The 19,856-nt window shown below is 57.2% G+C and carries 13 protein-coding genes and 1 pseudogene; 4 read left to right on the forward strand and 10 right to left on the reverse strand.

Features of this window, described 5'->3' with window-relative positions; all coding sequences use genetic code 11:
* On the reverse strand, positions 1-1,534 hold a 1,534-nt coding region (locus QZY44_RS13830; RefSeq protein ID WP_295447153.1), incomplete at its 3' end, for a class I SAM-dependent methyltransferase.
* Between the two features lie 358 nt (positions 1,535-1,892).
* The gene (locus tag QZY44_RS13835; protein WP_295447154.1) at positions 1,893-2,723 is read right to left on the reverse strand and encodes an ABC transporter permease; all 831 of its coding nucleotides are present in this window, start codon (positions 2,721-2,723) and stop codon (positions 1,893-1,895) included.
* Between the two features lie 282 nt (positions 2,724-3,005).
* On the opposite strand from QZY44_RS13835, the gene QZY44_RS13840 reads away from it, so the two are divergent.
* The 3 genes from QZY44_RS13840 to QZY44_RS13850 all read left to right on the forward strand — a co-directional run bounded on the left by QZY44_RS13840 (position 3,006) and on the right by QZY44_RS13850 (position 6,261).
* A complete protein-coding gene (locus tag QZY44_RS13840) occupies positions 3,006-3,182 on the forward strand; it encodes a hypothetical protein (RefSeq protein WP_295447155.1) in 177 nt (58 codons plus the stop codon).
* Positions 3,183-3,229: 47 nt separating this feature from the next.
* Complete coding sequence (locus QZY44_RS13845; RefSeq protein ID WP_295447156.1) at positions 3,230-3,403, forward strand: hypothetical protein; 174 nt, start codon at positions 3,230-3,232, stop codon at positions 3,401-3,403.
* 746 nt (positions 3,404-4,149) lie between these two features.
* Positions 4,150-6,261, forward strand: coding sequence for a glycosyltransferase (locus QZY44_RS13850; RefSeq protein WP_295447157.1), 2,112 nt, complete (start codon positions 4,150-4,152; stop codon positions 6,259-6,261).
* A gap of 443 nt (positions 6,262-6,704) precedes the next feature.
* Here QZY44_RS13850 and QZY44_RS13855 read toward each other — a convergent pair whose 3' ends face one another.
* Genes QZY44_RS13855 through QZY44_RS13870 form a run of 4 tightly spaced genes read right to left on the reverse strand, consistent with a single transcriptional unit; the run spans position 6,705 to position 12,261 of the window.
* Positions 6,705-7,547, reverse strand: coding sequence for an NAD-dependent epimerase/dehydratase family protein (locus QZY44_RS13855; protein ID WP_295447158.1), 843 nt, complete (start codon positions 7,545-7,547; stop codon positions 6,705-6,707).
* On the reverse strand, positions 7,548-8,258 hold the full coding sequence (locus QZY44_RS13860) for a sugar phosphate nucleotidyltransferase (protein WP_295447159.1): 711 nt from the start codon (positions 8,256-8,258) through the stop codon (positions 7,548-7,550). It lies immediately after the preceding gene.
* 11 nt (positions 8,259-8,269) lie between these two features.
* Positions 8,270-9,268: an NAD-dependent 4,6-dehydratase LegB gene (locus QZY44_RS13865; protein ID WP_295447160.1), complete on the reverse strand. Its 999-nt coding sequence runs from the start codon at positions 9,266-9,268 to the stop codon at positions 8,270-8,272.
* On the reverse strand, positions 9,265-12,261 hold the full coding sequence (locus QZY44_RS13870; protein WP_295447161.1) for a glycosyltransferase: 2,997 nt from the start codon (positions 12,259-12,261) through the stop codon (positions 9,265-9,267). Before QZY44_RS13870 ends, QZY44_RS13865 begins: the two co-directional genes overlap by 4 nt.
* Positions 12,262-12,845: 584 nt before the next feature.
* Between QZY44_RS13870 and QZY44_RS13875 the strand changes: the two are divergent.
* A pseudogene (locus tag QZY44_RS13875) lies at positions 12,846-13,031 on the forward strand (IS30 family transposase); the annotation flags it as partial.
* Positions 13,032-13,179: 148 nt separating this feature from the next.
* On the opposite strand, the gene QZY44_RS13880 reads toward QZY44_RS13875, so the two are convergent.
* The 4 genes from QZY44_RS13880 to QZY44_RS13895 all read right to left on the reverse strand — a co-directional run.
* The gene (locus QZY44_RS13880) at positions 13,180-13,953 is read right to left on the reverse strand and encodes a glycosyltransferase family A protein (protein ID WP_295447163.1); all 774 of its coding nucleotides are present in this window, start codon (positions 13,951-13,953) and stop codon (positions 13,180-13,182) included.
* A gap of 13 nt (positions 13,954-13,966) precedes the next feature.
* Positions 13,967-16,105 (reverse strand): glycosyltransferase, encoded by a 2,139-nt coding sequence (locus QZY44_RS13885; RefSeq protein ID WP_295447165.1) that lies wholly within the window; start codon positions 16,103-16,105, stop codon positions 13,967-13,969.
* 263 nt (positions 16,106-16,368) lie between these two features.
* Complete coding sequence (locus tag QZY44_RS13890; protein WP_295447167.1) at positions 16,369-17,739, reverse strand: ABC transporter ATP-binding protein; 1,371 nt, start codon at positions 17,737-17,739, stop codon at positions 16,369-16,371.
* A 1,731-nt stretch (positions 17,740-19,470) separates the two neighbouring features.
* On the reverse strand, positions 19,471-19,856 hold a 386-nt coding region (locus QZY44_RS13895), incomplete at its 5' end, for a hypothetical protein (protein ID WP_295447169.1).

Raw genomic sequence — 19,856 nt, forward strand, 5'->3', positions numbered from 1 at the left:
GTACGGGCACTGTGTAAGACGCAAACTCGTGGATGAGCGACAGCGTCGGTACAAAAAATTGCGCTAAACTCGGAAGCACGACCCTGGACCTAATGCTATTGACGATCGCAAATTTCGGCCTCGCGGTCGTGCAGATTCTCGTAACAATCTGGCAAATGGCCGCCGGGTCATCGGGCTGCGCGACGGGTCCGACTGCTGCATCGCAAACCGAATGAAAATCAGCGACTAACTCACCAGTCCCTAAGAGCAATGCGATGACATTATATTTATCTCGCAAGTGTTGAGCGATGTTCAGTGCAAGGATCGGTGCGCCAGTCCGGGAGGCCTCATGGCTTACCACCAGGACAGTTGCTTTGGTCGAGTTGAGGTGATTGAGGTCGCCATGGACAATAGGTTGAGCTCCTGGTCTTTTATGATGCACTCCGTAAGTGAAATAATGGTGGCGGGAATTCGTGTCGGCTGCCGCGATATGCGGGTAGTCGCTCAGGTCGAAGCCAGGATTCGGTTTGGCGTCAATATTGGCTCGCGTAACGGCCACCTTTTCATCTGTTGGCAGCGGGCTTCGGATTAGGTGAGCGATACGAAGATAAATTGGTCGCAAAGCGCGTAGTGGTGCGGTGACGCGCCATGATGTGGATGACAGAAGTTCCCCGACCTGCGCTGCCGACTGCTGCACGGTATCCCTGAGTGCAGCGATCTGTCGATCGCGTTCGGCCAGCGCCCGGTCCAATTCGTCGACCTGGTTATCGCGGTCGGCGGCAGCATTTTCCAATGACCGGGCAACTCTTGCGAAGCCAAAATATTGTTTAAGTAAATCGCGATTATTCGGAAAAAGAACCGATGCGTCCAAGCAGGGAAGATCGGCGTGACTCGCGCCGCAAACGGCTAGCAAATAAACAGGATCTTCCAAATGTCCGGGGGTTGGTCTAATGTCACTGCCATGACCGCGCGAGGTGCGAAAAGCGGTCGCTTGCCCGTTAAGGCTGTGAATAACCGAGCCAACTAACATGCGCTGGCTAAGATAATGGATGGCTGGGAAGTACGTTTTCAGCAGTTGCGCGAATTCATCGAAAGCGGGTTCCTTGATGCCGGCCCTACTGGGTTCGCCATTTTCCGAAACAGACATCGGGTGGTCGGGCGACGCGATAAATAACAACCCAGCTGGACGCAGTACTCGTCGCACTTCGGCGAGCACTTGCCTCTGCTCGGCAGAGTACTCAAGATTTCTAATTAAAACAACTGCGTCGAATGAAGAATTCGCGAAATCCAGCGCGGTCGCGTTGCCATGGCGAAATTCGAGATTTGATTTACGGTAAATGGATGAGGCGCGTTGGACTGCTTCCCCTGAAATATCTATCCCGACCACAGATCGCGCCAAGGCGGCCATAAAGGAGGCGCCGTAGCCTTCACCGCATGCCACATCGAGTACGTCCTTTCCAGGCAGATGTTGGGTAATTGCGGCATAGCGATGGTAGTGCTCTAGTCGAATTGGATAATCCGCGGTATGGCCTAATCGTTCGGCGATGAAATTCATTTGCTCTACTTCCCGATTTAATCTTGCCGAGTATTCCGGTGGCGTTTTCTGTGCGATTTATCTCAAGAATCAATTTTCGGGAAGTAACCGACCAAATCCCTTGAGTGTGCCATCACGCCGAAGGTCTCTCCGGAGGGTCGACTTGCGCGAACCATAGTAGCCGGCAATGACAACGGTCTCGTCGCTGCGGAGCTAAAGTGATAGCTCATGCCGTGCCCGGAGCACGGGTCGATAATTCGACCGGTCCGGGGGGGGGCGGTGCCGCCGTGCGGCTCAATTCGGTTGTCGCAGGCGACCGTGGGACAGGTCGTGCGTCCGGCAAAAATCGCGGCGATTCGTGGCGTTTATGGCAGGCTCTTCAGACGACATCGGCGAAGCCCTTGCGTGTCTTTTGGAACCACCAGAATCCACCCCATGCTACCAGCATGCTGATGGCCAGGTAGAGCGTCCAGCCGTACCAATTTGGCGATTGCCCAAATAAGAGCACCTGGCGTCCGCTTTCTATGATGAAGGTAAGTGGGTTGATCTGCAACAAGGCCTGATACCTTGGCGAAAGCGATGAGAGTGGGTAGAAAACAGGTGCCAAAAACATCATTACGGTTGTAACGATGCCGATGGTCTGACCAATATCCCGGACGTAAACTCCGATAGACGCCAAGAACCATGCGGCGCCCATGGTCGCCAGCACCAACGGCATCACAACGAGGGGGAAAAGCACTATCGTCCAATGTAATTCATGCGCGAAGACAACTTGCGCGAGTAGCAGGACCAAGAGACTCACGCTCGCGTGAAAAAGGGCGGAGCCAATTGCTACCAAAGGCAATATCTCGAGGGGGAACACCACGCGTTTGACGTAGTTCACATTCGCGAAAATCAGCATGGGTGCACGATTAGCAACCTCGGCAAACAAACCGTGAACGATCATTCCGACAAATAGCAAGACGGCAAAGCTTGCCTGGCTTTCATTGTCGCTCTGCCCCCAGCGTGACTTGAATACCACGGAAAACACGAAAGTGTAGACCAAGAGCATGAGCATCGGATTAAAGAAGGACCAGGCAACCCCCAGCATGGAGCCACGGTATCGTCCAATTACTTCGCGTCGAACCAGTTGATTGATCAGTCCGCGGTTATGCCAGAAGCTGAAGGCCATTTGTCGTGGCGATGACGAGTGCTCGAGATGCGGATTCATTGGTGTCGGGGCTCGTAGGCGGGGTCATTCGGACGACCCGGGATCGTGCGCATGACCTAAAGTTCTAGTTTAAACCGAAACGGGGGAGGGCGCCATTCCTGGTCGCGGATAAGGAGTGTTGGGCAGGCCGCGCAACGGTTGGATTTTGATCATCGCCCCGGCCGGCCCGCGTTACGCGGCAACCGCCAACAGTTGGGGGGCTTGGCGGGCCGCGCCGTCGCGGTCGTGGGCGGCGGACGCCTGTGAGGTCATCGGCGAAAAGGTCACCCATCGGACGGCCCAGTGCCCGGCCAGCGATGTCATCCTCAAGTCCCTGCGCCACTGGCCGTCAAGCGCAAGGAGGACGACACCCTGCACCGCGCACCAGCCCTGGCGGGGGCGTTCGACGGCGGGCCCGCCCACGCGTGGCTACTCGCTGTCCTGGTCATCGACAAGTTCCTCCACCACCTTCCGCAGTAACGGCAGCGCCAGCGCCCGCTGCCCACGGGGATCACGGCCAGCCGCCAATGGCTGACCCGGAAGGTGCCGGCCGTGGCGCTGTGCTCCTCGCCTCGCTCGTCGCCGGCCGGCCCGCGGCGATCCGTGCCTGCCGGGTCAAGGCCATGGACGAGACCCAGAGCAAGGCCGGTCGCCTGGGTCCGGGCACTCTGCCAGGGGAATCTCAGGGCGACCAGGGGTGACATCGACGACCGAGGTGGAGGTGACATCGTCTTCCCCTACCGATCCTCCCGCGCGGCCATCCATGTGCGCCCGGTTGGGAAAAGGGGCGATCGGGGAGCCGGTGAGGCGCGACGCGACGCGGTGTCGCTAACCGACGGCTACAGCGCCTATGTGCAGTATGCCGTACGAACCGGCAACGCCAATGCTTCAATGCCGGACGCATACCCGACGCCAGTTCGAGCGCGCCCGGGACATGGCGCCTGCGGGCAGGGCCCCGGCCCTGGTGCGCATCGGCGAACTCCACGCCATTGACTAGCTGGTCGATGTGCTTCAGCGCATCGACCGACAGCCCGCGCCCAGGGTCCACCCGCTCACGCCGCGGCCGTTGAAGATCAATTCGCCGACCACCCGCTGCGGTCAGATTCGCACAACCTGCGCTCCTGAGCAGCGACGCCGCGTGCAGACCGCTCACTCAATGGGTGGCCCGATGAATCTGATAAGCTGGAACCAAGTCTGTTATGAATAGCAGAAGACCCCAGAACTCCGGCATTGGCCAAGTCGGTCGCTGTGGATTTAGGGCTCCACCAAGTGCTGGAGAGCCGGCGCTTGGGATCGGCAGTCTCCAAAGTGGTTGATCGGAAATGGGCAAGTCCCTCAGGAAGTCCTTGGTACCATTGGCCTCCATCCCTTCCGGCGGCCCTGAAACAGGGGCGAACTTCAGGTATACTGTGTTCTGGCCAGGCAGTAACACTTGATTACGAAGCATATGGAAAAGCCGGAATTTGACGTTTCGATTGTCTTAAATATTTACCGCGAGGCGGTTTATCTTTGTCGAACGCTCCAGTCGCTCTATGAGGCGGCGAGCTATGCCCAACATTGCGGGCTACGTGTCGAGCTTGTCGTCGTTTTCGACCGCTCGGATGAGCTGACGAGGGCCGCTTTTGAATCGGCATACACGTTTGGGGTCGATCGAGTTACCTGCATCGAAGTTGAACACGGGTCTTTGGGGTTGGCTCGGAACTCTGGGATTGCCGCGGCCAGTGGCGAATTTGTTTGGCTCGCCGATTCGGACGACCTGATGTCATTCAACTGCATAACGTGCATGCATTTGATCGCCCAGTCCGAGCGGCGATCAGTTGTTTTCCCGGAATACTGCATTGCGTTCGGCACTGCATGGTGGGTCCTGAAGTATTTCGACGATTCGTTTGTCACCGCTGCGGATTTCGTCTTTAAGCATCCATACATATCACGACTGTTTATCCGCCGGAGCGCATTCTTAGATGTCCAGTATGCAGATCTTCGGCTTTCCAAAGGCTTTGCTTACGAAGATTGGCTTCTGAATTGCGAGCTCCGTGCCCGCAGCTATCGTTTTTTAATTGCCCCTAAGACGCTGTTTTTCTATCGGCAACGCGAGGGAAGTTTGGTAAGGCAGGCCAATATGATTTCGGTTAGAGCGATTCCTCATTCGACGCTTTTTGAGCCTCGGCGCTTCATCCTCGCCGTCGAGGCTGAGCGCGTAGCGCAAAGTGATTACGAATATCGGCGCCGCCGTGAGCAAGCGCGAAACGTTGTTCCTCGCGATGAACTGTTGAAAGATGTTACTTGTATGGAGCTCGTTTCGGCTGCGGTCAGGATCGATCCTGGCATCGCGGGTGATGGTATGGAGTGGGGGCAAGTGTGTGCAGTAAACTTTCCGCCGGAGCAGCACTGGGGGCAGGCATTCTTCGATGTCTGCAAATGCGTTGGCTGGGAAAAGTTCACCGACATAGCTCTACTTCCAGGGGCGCTCATGGAGGGTGATGAGCGCCTCATCCTTGATGTGTTGGGCGCACTTGAAGCCTTGGAGCCCGATACCAGGTTTCTGGTGATCTCCGGCGAGCCCGGCACGAGGCCCGGTTGGCCAACAAGACTTCCGCCACATTGGGTTTGTCTTGATCTATGCAGGTTTGTCCCGAATCTAACTGAAGATGACCGCGACCAGCTGGTGTTTCGAACGATCCTGGCCTGCGCTGGCAGTCGAGCGCGTATTCATCTGAAAGTGAGTCCGTTCACGCACGGATTATACAACAAGTATTCTCATTGTCTGGGTGAATTCAAGAACATTTGCTATCGCTTTTCCGAGTCCCACTGCTTTCTTGGCGGGGAGTCATTTGAGGTTGGCTACAGCTTTGACTTCATTTCCAACCACCTTCTGGCGCTTTCGCTCATAATAACGGATCACGAGCGTATGGCAATTGATGCCCGGCGGCGTTTCGGTATTTTTCCGAATAAGTGGCAGTGCCTCTACGCCAAGCACGCGACGAAATCGTCGCGTGATGAGGATAGCCCCAAGATGCGGCTCCTTTGGGCATCTTGTGTGTCTTACGCACAGCGCCCGAAGCTGCTAACAGCCGTCGCGTGCGCCGCGTTGCAGTTGGTCCCAGGGGTTTCGATCGATGCCTTCGGCGTCGCCGGTACAGACGTAAACATCGGTGAGCGTTTTCCCGCAAGCGGAGGCCTGACGTTTAGGGGGCCCTATCTGGATTTTGACGCCTTAGAGCCGGCGACCTACGATGCTTTCATTTATACCACGAACTGCGATTGCTTTCCGGATGTCGTATTGGATGCCATGAGTTGGGGGTTACCCATCATCGCGCCAGACTTCAACGGGCTTCGGGACGCCATGGCGGATGGACGTGCAGGCTTCCTTCTACCTGACCTCCGCGATGATGACGCCATCTGTCTCGCCTACGCGCGGGCAATCTATCAGCTCTACCGCGACTGGGGCGCGACATTGGCCATGGGAAAAGCGGCACAGGAACTCATGCGGCGTCGGCATGGCGCCGCGACCTTTAAGCAGCGAGTCGCGGAGATCTTTCGCGCCGAGGAAGCGGCATGACTGGACAGTGCCCAAGTGTCGACAATAGCACCCCGCTGGAGAAGCCACTCGAGCAGCCCTCGCGAGTTGATCAAAGGCTGGCGCGAGAAGATGCACCGCTTACGAAAATAGCTGCGGAGTATGAGATTATGTGCAGCAGAGCGGTCGATCTTCAGCGGGAGGTTGATCGTTTGCGCCAAAAATTGCTTGCGCTTGATGATCTGGTCGCTGGGGTACAGGCGCGCGCGGACGAAATCGCTCTGTTACGGAGCGAAATCCTCAGCCTCTCATCTCGTCGCGGGTACCGGCTTCTCGATATTCTCTATTACCGTCACTTTCGAAATCCGTATATTGGCGGCCCGCTGAGGGCAACGCGACGCGTTATTGGAGAGGCGCTGAGGCGGATTCGTGGCCACTGACACGGGTGGCACCAGATGTTGGTTGAGCCGGTTTGCCTGCAGTTCTCATAACCGTAGCAGTTTTTCAATGTTTGCATAGATATCGGGGATATCTAGCTTATTGACATTGGCGGCCGGGAGGGTCTCGATCGCCTCGGGCGGGATACCATGAGTCATGAGCAGCCGTGTCAGGAGTTCCCTGATGGGTAGAGACTCTCCGCTGCCGACGTTGTAGACCTCTCCGGAGTGCCCGCGGTTCATGATCGTACGGTAGTGAGCCGCCGCCTGTCCGATAGCGATATAATCTCTCTTGCTGTCAAGGTTACCGACCTTGATCCGAGCGATTTGCCCGCTTAGATACGCGCGGATTTGTTCCTGAAGGCGGCCGACAAACAGCTGGTTCGACAACCCGTCTCCCATAAGATTGAACGTCCGGGCCATAACCAGGTCGAGCCTGTGCACGGCTACATAGGCTTTCATCAGATGAGTCTGGAAGACCTTCGTCAGGCCATAGACATTCACCGGGTCAAGCGGATGGTCTTCGGCCACAGGATTCTCGGCGGCGGAAACCCAGCCGTACTCCGCGGCACTTCCGATGAGCAGGGTCCTGCAGGCCAAATTCAGGGCCAGGCAACCGTCCAGAAGATTCTTGGTAGCAGCAACATTGCATCGGTAGTCGGTTTCGTAATCGTTGCTAAAGGTTCCGGCCAGGTGATAAATTCGGTCGGGACGGACAGTCGATAGCAGCGCGTCAATCTGGTCACGGTCGGCGAGGTCGCATTGGTGCCAGTTGGGCCTCGCCGGCACCGCCAGGTCGGCACAAAAGATCTCGTTGCCCGGCTCATCCGAAAGCATCGGTAACAACTGCGAGGCAGTCGCCCCCGATGCCCCGGTTATTAGTACGCGCATCTAAACAAACCCCAGTCGTTGCTTAATTTCGTGATAATTTTCGTTTGCCTGATCGTAATCGTCCGGTCGCCCGATGTCCAGCCAGAAGCCGTCGAACGGCCACGCAACGATTTGTTGTTGTTTTGCGATGCCGTCAATCATCAGGTTATCGAAGCCGTAGGGCTCATTCTCCGGCAACTGTGCGATGACTTTTCTGCTGATGCAGTATATTCCCATGCTTACGTCGAAAGCATAGGCGGGCTTTTCGATGAAATCCGTAATGACGTTACGCTCATCGTATCGCAGTACTCCGAAGTCAATCATGGTATCCCGCTTGTAGGCGGCGACAGTGATGTCATTGCCGTTGTGGACATGGTATGCCAGGAGGTCGCGATAGTTTATATCACACAGGATATCACCGTTCATTACCAGAAACGTGCCAGGCAGGTCATCAATTAAGGTGAGGGGGCCTATGGTGCCCAGGGGCTTGTCTTCGACCGAATAATCGATGGCGACGCCCCACCTTGATCCGGTGCCGAAAAAGGCCATGATCAGATTGGCCATGTGGTTCACGGCAATAGTGATATGGGTAAAGCCCTGCGCTACCAGCTGGCGGATGACCACTTCAAGGATTGGCATCTCATTGCCAAGCGGGACCAGCGGCTTTGGAATGAGCGTCGTAAATGGTTTCAGCCGGGTTCCCTTGCCGCCTGCAAGAATAATTGCTCGCATGCTTCCGTCCTCTAGATATTGTAGATATGCGGTTTGTAGTGGCTCATGTTTGCCGGCTGCCTCAGCCATTCGACCGTTGCTGCAAGGCCAGCGTCCAGGTCGTACTCCGGCCGCCATGCGGTCAGTGTGGTGATCTTCCTGCTGCATCCGATGAGGCGTTCGACTTCCGATTTTTCCGGTCGTATCCGCTCGTCGTCTGCGACGATTCTGGCTGCCGGGTTCAGTATCTCTTTCAACCGATTAGCCATGTCTCCGACGGAAATTTCCCGGCCAGTGGCGATATTAATCTCTTCCCCAGCTGTTCCTTCAGCCTTGGCGATTTCGGCGAAGGCCCGAGCCGTGTCCTTGACAAATACAAAATCCCGGGTTGGAGTCAGGCTGCCCAGCTTGATTTCCGTTATACCATGCACTAGTTGGGAAATGATGGTCGGGATTACCGCGCGGGCTGACTGCCGCGGGCCATAGGTGTTAAACGGTCGCACGATGGTGACCGGCAGGTTAAAAGACCGAAAGAAAGACTCTGCCAGACGGTCGGCGCCGATCTTGGTTGCGCTGTAGGGTGACTGTCCCTGCAGTGGGTGCTTTTCGTCGATAGGGACATAGCGGGCGGTGCCGTAGACCTCGGAGGTAGAAGTCACCAGGAGCCGTTCCACACCCTGCCGCAAGCTGGACTGCAGGATGTTCAAGGTTCCCTTGATATTGGTATCGACGTAAGAGTCAGGAGAATGATAGGAAAATGGAATGCCGATCAGGGCGGCCAAGTGGAAAACCAGGTCACAGCCGGCGACTGCGGTTGCAACGCCGTTGGGATCTCGGATATCGCCGGCAAAAATCTCAAGTTCCTGCAAGGTCTCTTTCGGCAGGTAATCGAGCCACCCCCAGGAGTTGAATGAGTTGTAATAGACGAATGCCTTGACCCGGCAACCTTGGGCCAGTAATGTTTCTACGAGATGGCTGCCGATGAAGCCGTCAGCGCCGGTAACCAGGACTTTCTTGTTGCGCAGATTCATGATGCTCTATCACTCGCGACTTTGCTTATAACGTTTGACAGGACATACCTGTATTTTTCATTCATGGCGTCTATAGCAAGATGGGCTTCGGCATACTGTCGCGCGCGGCGTCCCAGTTGCTTGCGAAAATCCTCATCCCCCTCAAGGCGCAAAAGTTTTTCCGCAATCCCTACGACATCACCAGGCTCACAGAGCAGGCCGTTCACGCCGTCAACGATTACCGAAGGGATGCCCCCGACCCGAGAAGCAATAACCGGCTTGGCGAGCGAGAGGCTTTCCAGGAGGATGATCGGAATTCCTTCGATGCGGGATGGTATTACGACAATGTCCGCACGATGAAGGTAGGGGCGGACGTCGCTTACGATACCTGGAGCAAAGACCCTGTGACTCAGCCCCAGGTCCGCGATCTGCTGCTTTACCGCGCAGTATTGCGGCCCGTTGCCGGTCATAAGAAAGAACAGATTGCCATGGTCTTCCAGGGTCTTAGCCATCTCGACGAATAGGTGCGGACATTTCTCTTCGGAAAACCTTCCAAAATAGCCGACCACGCAGGGGCTGCCGACCAGGGCGGCGTCCAGTTCCGGCGGCATGGGGGGGGCCGGGAAACTCGGGTTGAATTCATGGTAGACATCGATCCCGTGGACGATTGTGTCGACCCGGAAATCGCTTTCACCGTATTTCTCTGTCAGCAGGGAACGTAGCATCTCGCTGGCAACAATGATGTGGTCGATGTAGGAAGCGTATTTCCGGTTGTTGTTGAGGTGGCCTACCTCGTTGAAAAGTTGGTCGACGATCTTTAGGGAGGGGTATTGTTGTTTCAGTTCCGGGAGCAGATCATAGACGAACGCGGACCCGACGATCATTAGCAGGTCTATCCCCTTTACTTCGATCAGATAGCGAATAAATTCCCGCCACTGCTGCGGCTGGCCGAGGAAACTTTGGAGATGATAAATCTCGCGCGTGGACGGCTCGTACAGCGCCGTGCTATCCCCACATTGCTCCTGCGTCGGAAGCGTCGTGATACATGTGAGGTTGAAGCCGTTTCCGGTCAGGTAGCGCGTGATCTGGGACAGGATGACATCAGCCCCGCCCAGCACCATGAATGGAACGGCGAGCAGCAGGTTGATGCCATGCCGCCTCTGATGGAGATTTACGAAAGGATTTTCGACGGGATAGTTGTCTTCTTGCCCGTCCGTCAACGCTTTGATGCTTGCAATGTTTAAGGGCGAGGGGGCTCGCTGCCGGATGATATTTGGCTGTTCTTGGATCGAACTCGCGTTGTGCGGGCGCGGCCCCTCGTCTTGGATGCGGCACAGGGTCAGTGGGGCCGGTGTCAGTGGGTCGGGAGTTCTTCGGGTCGGAGAACCGCCCAGCAGCAGACGCGTCGAGCGGTGCCGACCTTCTGGTGCAGGGGCCCCATCGCGACTCCGGTCCAGGTACCCCGTTACGCGATCCCACGCATCCCTCCTGACCAGGGCGGCGCTGGAGCGCTCTTCGCCGACGGCGCAGTGGAGGAAATGGACGGGGTCGATCGACCAGGTATCGTTGTTTGGCCCCAGCCCCTCACGCGAGGGATAAACCATATCGTAACCATACGCCTCGGCGAGAAATAGCGTCTTTTCGAGGTAGGTCGGCCTGAGGATATCTTCGATATCGAGACAGCAGATGTATTTGCCTCGGGACTTTGCGATCCCGAACCTGCAATTGTCTGCCACCGGATGGCGCTCCGTTCGGGAATAGATGAAAATCCGGGCGGTACCCATTTGCCGTAGGGCGCGGATGGTGGACCCGTCAGTGGAGCCGCCATCCACGATGATGATCTCCAGATTACTGAAGGTCTGGGCCAGGATCGCAGCGATCGTCACCTGGATATGTTGACCGTTATCACAGCACGGGATAATAACGCTGACCAGTGGTTTGGTGTCCGGCCACTTGGTGTTAACGCGTTTGACGATCGGTGCGGGCAGTTCGTCTGCGGGGGCGGGGATAGGTCTGCTCCGCCACCTGCCTATCAGCGCTCTAAATGGAGAGGTGGAGCGCCAAATCCGCGAGTGGTGTATGGCGTCATACTGTGCCTTATTCTCCGCAGCTTTCTCGATCTGGACCCGAAGGTTGTGCTCCCGCTGGACCAGTTGTCGCTGCAGTTCGCAGGCCCGGTCGTCGAGGGTCGCAATCTGCTTGAGGAGTTTGTCCCGCTGTAGGGAAAATTCGCTGGTGAGGTGAGCGATGACCCTGTCTTCCCGTTCCGCCCACCGGCGGGCTGCCGTCTTCATGTAGCACTGGGCCGCGTCTTGGCCGCAATGGCGAATGATGACCTCGGCCACCTCCGCCTGGGTCTGGAAAAAAAGGCCTGAGTTGCTTGCTTTCGGCTGGATCAGGCGTCGCTCAAGAACTGGGCGGGTTCGGCTAAAGCGAAACAGAGGAGCCATTCTCAGACAGAGATCGAGATCCATGGCAAAATCGTACCGCTCGTCGAGGGGGCCGCACGCTTCCCACCCGCCCCGGGAGAAAAAACAGGAGGACTGGGAGAAAGCAGCGTCCGGGCATTTGCGCAGCCAGGTGAAGTCGAACTCTGCGGGTCCTTCTTCGAGTGCGGCGGTATCACTTGCCGTGCCCAGCTCGCCAGAGCCCACGATGGCCCCCGCTTCGGGGTTGGCCGCGTAGACCCGGCAAACCTCTGTCAAGGCGCCGGAGAGAAACACGTCACCGGAGTTGAGCCAGGTAAGAAGGTCCCCGGAGGCATGGCTTAAGCCCTTGTTAATTGCGTGGCTTTGGCTCAGTCCCGGCTCGCTTGCCCAATAGCGGAGGCGGTCCGCGTATCTGCTGATAATCTCCAGGCTTGCGTCAGTGCTCCCGCGATCAATGATGATGTACTCGACGTTGGGGTGATCCTGCCCCAAGACCGAGATAATCGTCCGTTCTAGGTATTCCCCCTGGTTGTAGCAAGGGGTTACCACGGCTATTTTCGCTAAACTACTGTTGCAATGCAGCACAATCTTCGCTATCCAATTTTAAGCGTCACTCTTCAAGGTGCCTGGCGTTTCCTGCCTTCTACTGCGCCGAAAGTCTCATAAGTGGCATGACGTGTACGATCGCGGGCGCTCCCGCAGCGGTTGGACCAACTCCCCCGCGTGATCCGCGCGCGTCCTGTACTTGCGTGGACGCTCGGACACCCCCGGGGTCCAGAGGCCCGCCGACCATAGAATACGGCATTCGTGCAGGGGCGCAAGAGCGGGTGCGTGCGTGCCCCCAGCCCTTGCCGGAGTGGATGCAGTAGTCCGCCATGGTCTGCGTCCTAGCCGGTCGTCAATACTCTGACTATATTACTGTTTCTGGCGAATCTGCCCAGCAAGGCGGAGCGCGTCGACTGAAACCGCCCCCGGCCGCGACGGCGAACGTCGTGTATGAACCGAAAGAAGTCTGGGCCGCTGTTGCAGACGGTGATCACGGACCTCAGGGCCGGTTGGTCGCCGAAGCAGGTCGTATGCAGACTCAGGGACATGCATCCTGACGAGCCGAATCTTGAGGGTCGCATGAGACCATCTATTACCATATACACACGCGACCGCGGGGTAATCTGCGCGACACCTTGCCGTCCGCCGTGCGCAAGACCCTCGCCTTTGACCAGGGCAAGGAAATAGCCCGTTATCAGGACCATCAGGAACTGGCGCGACGGCTGAGTATCCGTGTGTACTTCGCTGATCCTCAGAGCCCCTGGCAACGTCCTAGCAACGAGAACACCAATAGTCTACGCCGCCACTACCTTGAAACCGCCCTGACTAATACTGAATCCGGACGGCGACGGCCTCGCAAGCCACAGTCTTGGCGAGGCCCGGGCCCGCGGGCCATGAATTAATCAGCGCTTACCTAGGGGTGAAGAAATCAATTTGTCCAAGCGGATGCCCTCCCGTTCAAGAACTGTGTGTTTGCGAATTTCCGATTGAGGTGGCCGCCGATTTCAATCTTCGCATCAGCATGTTTCGATACATATCCGTCGGATGGGGAATGCTGGCCGCGGCCATCGTCATCCGAAGCAGCGAACGCTGTCGAACGCGAATACCATGGGCCGTACCACGGACCGTCTTATGCATCCCACCTCGCGCGATTATTTCCTGGTTCCACGACCAATCCTCGTAACCGATACCGCTCGACAAATCTGTCGTCCGATATGGCATCTCGATCACGAGGGTGCGACGCGTGAAACATAATGCGGTCCAATAGTTCGTAATCATCAGGTTAAGCGGATCGAATTCCGTGCTATCCATGTCCACATGGCGGTAAATGTGAGTCGCGGCGCCGAAATATAGATTCGCCTCCGGATGCCAGACGACCATCCGGTCGTCGCCTTCCGCGGCCAAGAATGCCTCCATCAGCCAGTTCTCGCTCCACAAATCGTCGGCATCCAAAAATGCGACATAATCCCCGCGCGCGAGCTGTGCGCCGTGGTTTCGACATAGGCCCAGGTCATCAATATCGACCCGCACAATCTCGCAGCGGTGATCCGCGTGTGTCGCGAAAACATCGGCAGTCAAATCGTTGCTGCAGTCAAGTAACGCAATCGTCTCGACACGCACGCCACGGCGCGCCGCATAGCTCGCGGCCAGCGCAAGGCTTCGTATGCTGGGCACGGCGATGAGCCCCTCATGATGTGCGTTAACGACTACCGAAATATGCGGACCGCTCATGCCATATACTCTGTTAGTCGAGGAACGATGGGGAAGCCGAAAGCGCGTCCAAGTAGGCCTCCCAGGAGTGTACGGAAGCAACCCGTAGCGAGAGATTAGCGACGCGGCGCTGAGCCTCCTGAGGGTGCAGGCGAACCTGCTCGAGAGCGTCGACATAGCACTGCACATCATTGTGGTCGCGGATGAGCCAGCCAGTGTCATCGTCGATCAGCTCGCCGATGCCGCCCACGGCGCATGTGACAATCGGCACACCCACCGCAGCGGCAGCAAGAATCACACTTGGCAGGCCATCGCAAAGCGACGTGAACAAGAACGCCCCGTAATCTGCTGTAGGAATCACCTCGAAGCACGCATCAGAGTCCATCAACCGGAACCGGTTCGAGCGGTCTGCCAACTTGCATAAGGCGTTAGCGTCAATATCGCCCTCGTGCGCAGCGCCGTAGACATCGAGTCCCGTGTTGACCGCCAGCGCGGCGATCTTGGCTAGGAGGACCAGGTTATGTTGCTGTTTGAACGGTCCGGCCGCAAATACGCGTAACACGCCATCAGGCCCGGCTGGCGCGAAACCCTGGGGTTTCAATCGGTCCCAGATGGGCTGCGGAACGAGCGCGAGGCGCGGCAGCAGGCTGGTGGGCACGCCGAACCGCTCGATCAGCGCCTCGGGCGCGCGGGCGTGGTCAGCGTATACTTTTCGCAGTGACGGTAAGCTGTCGCGTAGATAACGGTCCGCGTAGCCGGCGCTTGATCCGTCCGGAGCAAGTTCCTGGCTACCAAATGCAACATAGAGATCGCAGAAACTTGCCAGCGCCTTGCCACAGCGCTCGATTGCCTCCCAGCATGCTCGGCTATCGACATTGAAAACGGCCTTCGGCTTAACTGCCCGGAGCAGTATCTCAACGAGCCTGGAGCGGTCGTCGGCCGACAGGCGCGAAGCATAGTCCGAGACGACAAGCACCGTCGCCGTGGTCGGCAGCCACTGGGCGGCGTCTGCTTGGTCGGAGTCCGTAACGAGCACCAGTACGCCTTCCCGACCGTGGCGTTCAACCGCTGCGCGTACCGCGTGGATCGCAACAAAATCCGCGCCCCCCCGAGAGAGTTGCGGCACGCAGACGAATCGATCATAGGGACGGTCAAGCGCTGCGAAGATGCCCCGCCATGCATCATACAGGCTGCCGGTCGCGTGGCCGTCGTGGCAGGGCAGGGAAGAAAGCTGGCAACTCGCGGCGGTTGCCGCGAGTTGAGGATCGAGGAAGGCGATACGATCGACCATCGCCATCACGGCCCGGCGCGCCCGCGGGCAATAATCGGTGAAGGGCTCGTTGGACGGATCGGTCGGATCGCCGTAAAGAACAAAGTGCTCCAATGGATTCCACCCGGCCTCGCGGACATCAGGCCGACACTGGAGATAGATCTGGCCATTGAATTTATCGCTTGGCGCACGCCCCTCGCGCCAGCCCTGGGTCAGGTAATGAAAGAGCGGATCGGCGTTTGTTGCCCGCACGTCCGGATAGGCGCTGAGATACCACTCGGCATCGAAAAGCCCGGATGCGAGGATCTTTTTTTGCGTTCCGGTCTCGGTGCGGCCCGACCGACGATCACGGCCTTTCTCCCCAAGTGCAGCCGGAGTCGGTGCGAGCGCTCTCGCACGCCTTAACTCCCGCAGTGAGGCGCCTCCGCCGCGCAAATAGTGAAGCAGTGGATTGGCGGCCGCCGGGCCGCGCTGGCGCTGGTCGGCGATATAGGCGACCGGATCAAAATCAGGGCCCGGCCAATAGCCGTTTCGTGCGCCCTGAGTCAGGTAATGCACCGCTGGATCGAGACCGGCGATGGCTGCGTCGGGATAGCGCTGCACATACCAATTTGCGTCGAACAGACCGGAGGCGTAGATCGCCCTCATATCGTGACGTTGCCGCAAATATTGCGGGAGCTTCAGGTCCAGCGTTGCCGCAACCAGCTCAAACAGCAGTGCGAAGGCGCGGATCGTCGCAGGGAGCCGACGTTCGAGCGACGCAACCGGCCGCGCCAGGCGCCAGCATGCGCTGGTTTGAATCTCATTCAGGCGAACGGCCAGGTCATGGTTAGTGCAGAGCTGGCCCGGCGGTGCGGCCTCCAACGGGGGCAACGCCATCTTATCTACTGATTGACTATTCAATGGTACTCCGTCGTCGCAGTGGCCGGCTCCGTGGCCAGCCGTCCCCGAAGCCCTTCGTTGCAAGTCTTCAATTCCGGCGCAACACAAATCTGGCTATGCCCGATCCCGGGAAATGCCGGATATAGATCGGACGTCTCAGACTTAGTGAGCGGGCGGTGAGTGACTGTGCGCGTCAAGGCAAAGTGATGCCCTTCAGAAAACCGTTCCGACAACAGCCTATGCCGGATTGCCGGATCAGCGCTAACTATGACTGATTGCCGCCGCTAAGTGCAGGGCTCCAATGTCACCTGTTCGAACGGGATACCGACCAGCCCGCCCCAACGTTTGCTCGTTGAAACATTAAGGAGCAGTGCGTCGTGCAGCCAGTGATGTTGGACGTGGTCTTCGACACTGCCGTTGGCGAGCGTGGTCGTGACCGAGTATTGCCCGCTGGGTAGTAACGGCAAGCGAAAAACGAATTTGCCAACAAATCGCTGGCCAGCTGCGAGTGGCGTGGGATGGGCGTCGGTAAATTCGAGGGTGTTGTCCCCGAAAAGGATCTGTCCTAAGCGATCACGGACAGCAAATCCGAGTATGGGGCGATTGAGCGGCTGGTGGGCAATCGCCAGAATATTCAAACTTATCCGGTCACCGCCATTCAATAAAATCGCTGCTCCAGGCTCAACCTTCTCGACTACTACTGAGAGGATTTCCGCCGCGCCGGTCTTCCAGCCAGTTGCCTCTGTCAAATGATCGATGATGGAGGCTTGCATGCCGGAATCGACCGGATGTGACTCCTCCGCCGACTCCGACGATGCTAAGTCTTTCGGCGGGTTCGGGACCAAGTTACCCGCGGGTTGTGCCGACTCCAAAGCGACTGTATCGCCATAGACTTCTTGCATTGTGTATTGCAAATACGCTTCAGCGACCTCTTTTGCGCCGCCGGCGCCGCGGACAGAGCCGTTGCTGAGCCAGATGGCACGGCTGCACAAGTTCATGACTGAGCTGGTGTCGTGGCTGACAAACAATAGCGCGCCATTTTCTTGAAATCTACGGATAAAGCGCATGCACTTTTGTATAAATATGGCGTCGCCAACGGCCAAGGCCTCATCGACGACCAGGATATCGGCATCCACATGTGCAATGATCGCGAAGGCCAGTCGGACATACATGCCAGTGGAGTAGGTCTTGACCGCTTGCTCGATAAAGGGGCCGATGTCGGCAAAGGCCGCAATCGCATCGAAACGTTCATCGATTTGTGCCCGAGTTAGTCCCATCACGCTGCCGTTCAAGTAGACGTTCTCGCGCCCGGTGAATTCGGGATTGAAGCCCGCGCCAAGCTCCAGTAAGGCGGCCACCCGTCCGCTGGTCGAAACCTTGCCGGTGGTAGGCGTGAGGGTGCCGCAGACTATCTGCAGCAGCGTTGATTTTCCAGAGCCGTTGCGCCCGATGACACCAACCGACTCACCCTTGCGAACCTCAAATGCCACATCGCGCAGAGCCCAGAACTCGCGGTAATAGTTTGGCGCGGATTTCCCAAAGGCTTGACGGATGCGTGGTACGATCGACTGCTTCAATCGATCCTGAGAACGCTCGTAAATTTGATAGCATTTACCCAGATTGTCGACGCGAATTGCGATTTCTTCAGATGGCATCGGCGAACCCCCGGCCGGTCGTCTGAAACCACCAGCGCCCGTCCCAGGCCTTGGTAGTGCCTACGGCCATATAGCTTGCCCACCTCCCCCATTTCGGCAACTGTCTGTACGGCAGGAGCTTGCGCCCATACCCAATAACGCTCTTCGGTGGGTTGATGTGCATGATGACCCGATGTGATGGAAACAGCGCTGAGATCGGGAAAAAAGCGGGGGCGACGAATATCATAATAGTCGTAACAATATCGGAGGAGTTGCATGATTAGCCCGCAATTCCGCCAGAAGCGGTAGCACAGCATTACGAGCGAGGCTTCGTGTCCCTGGTGGGGGATTTAGGACGGCAATTGCTCGGCTGCGGGAGCTCACGGGCGTAAAACGGACGTGGGCTTCGTGGGTCGTTAGTTTAGGCGTTATCAAGGACGGGTGCCACCTAAGCTTACCTAGCTGCCGGTCGGACTTAGCCGTCGCGGCACCGCGCAAGGGTGCGGCAGGCTGCCGGGGGTGACCCCCGATGGCCTTGATCATCAATCCGCCACTGGGAGCGCCGCACCCCAGTGCGGCGAGGTCTCGCAAGCGGTCGCGGCGTCGCGAGTGCCTGATGGGCCGGGCCGCACGGGGGTGCGGCGCTCCCAGTCGGTCGGCCTGGCGGCCAACCGACCCGCCTCGGTGGGCGGAACGATGATCAAGGCCCCCCCCGATGGCGGCGGGCGCAGGCAGGGCCGGGCTCGCGTTTCGAGTGGAGCGAGCGCGAGATCGAGTTCCTGCCTGCTTCTTGTGGGCGCCGCAGCGAGTTCCCGGTGGCCACCTGGCACGCTGATAGGTGAAGGGTGTGGAGCTTGGCGAACGGGAAGCGCGCGGCCGCGTAGGCAGCTTGGCCGATTACTCGGCCACGCTGTTTTTGTCGTTGCTGATCAGTTCGCGGGTCGGTCGTTCAGCGGCAACGGTCAGCGGGCGTCTGGCGACTTGCCGGCATCTTTACTACATTTGGCTGAAGCCGTGATCATGGCGTATAACTCGAAATCTTGCCAAGATTCCAGGCGTTTGTGCCCGGTGGGGTCGGTCACGGGGCCGCTCTCCCTCCGCAAGAAACGGAACTGTTCGGGCGGCGGATCAAGGGGGCGCCGCGCGGCCCTCTTGCCTTGTCGTGGGGCGGCATAGTCGCGAGCCATGGAGTGGTCACGGTTGCTTGCGGGCTCCGGGCCGAACACTGAATGACACCTTGAAAGTGCTGGGGGCTGCTGTGCGACGACACCTGTTCGCGCAGAGGTGCTTACCAGAGACACTGGAGCGTAAGTCTGATGGCTATTGTCAATCAGTCTGGCCGGTTTGTGCATCTCCGTATCGCCTAATTGCTTCAGGTATAACCTGGAAGTCATCATGAGCAAGAGAGATATTAGACCAGAGCAATTTTGGCATTCCTACTACGTAAACATAGGAGTCATAGCCGTGAAAGATGCGTCCATCGTAATATGGTCGGTAGATGAAATTGATCGAATTGTTGGGAATATTGAATCGCGGGTAGTATTCTGATTTAACAAAAAATGCATTCCAGCCCGTACAGCAGACGAGTTCGTACCCCTTCTCTTTTCCAAGAAGCGTGAGAGCTAAGAGAGAGCATCCTTGGTTTATTGAATCAGATTTCGGCTGAACAAAGATAATATCGTTTGGTATGGTGGGGTTGAATTCGATAACAATAACGCGGGGCTGGTATTCTTTCAGGCTCTCCCAAATAAACTAATCTGTTCCATCCACATCAATCGATAAAAAATCAAAATCCTTGGGAATGCCTGCTGAGGACAAAATATTATCCAGAGAGTTCTGGCCGTCAAGCTCAATGAACCTGTTGATGCAAATAACTTTGTCGTTCGATCCGTGATTATTTCTTAGTTCTTCAAAACGGTTAGGGTTTGCTTCTATGAAGCATCCGCCCCAATTAAAATTGGAAATCAAGTTGCAGCAATTAGATAGATATTTTCCATCCCATGCTCCAAATTCGACGCAAAATCTATTTGTGGGAGGGAGCGTTTCAAAAATTTTCTGAATTATTCCGTCTTCGCCGTCTTGTGAGGTAACATTGCCTGCAAATTCCAATAAGGGAGACTGGACGTCGTCGTTCACAA

This window comes from uncultured Thiodictyon sp. (assembly GCA_903837595.1).
Taxonomy (GTDB): Bacteria; Pseudomonadota; Gammaproteobacteria; order Chromatiales; family Chromatiaceae; genus Thiodictyon.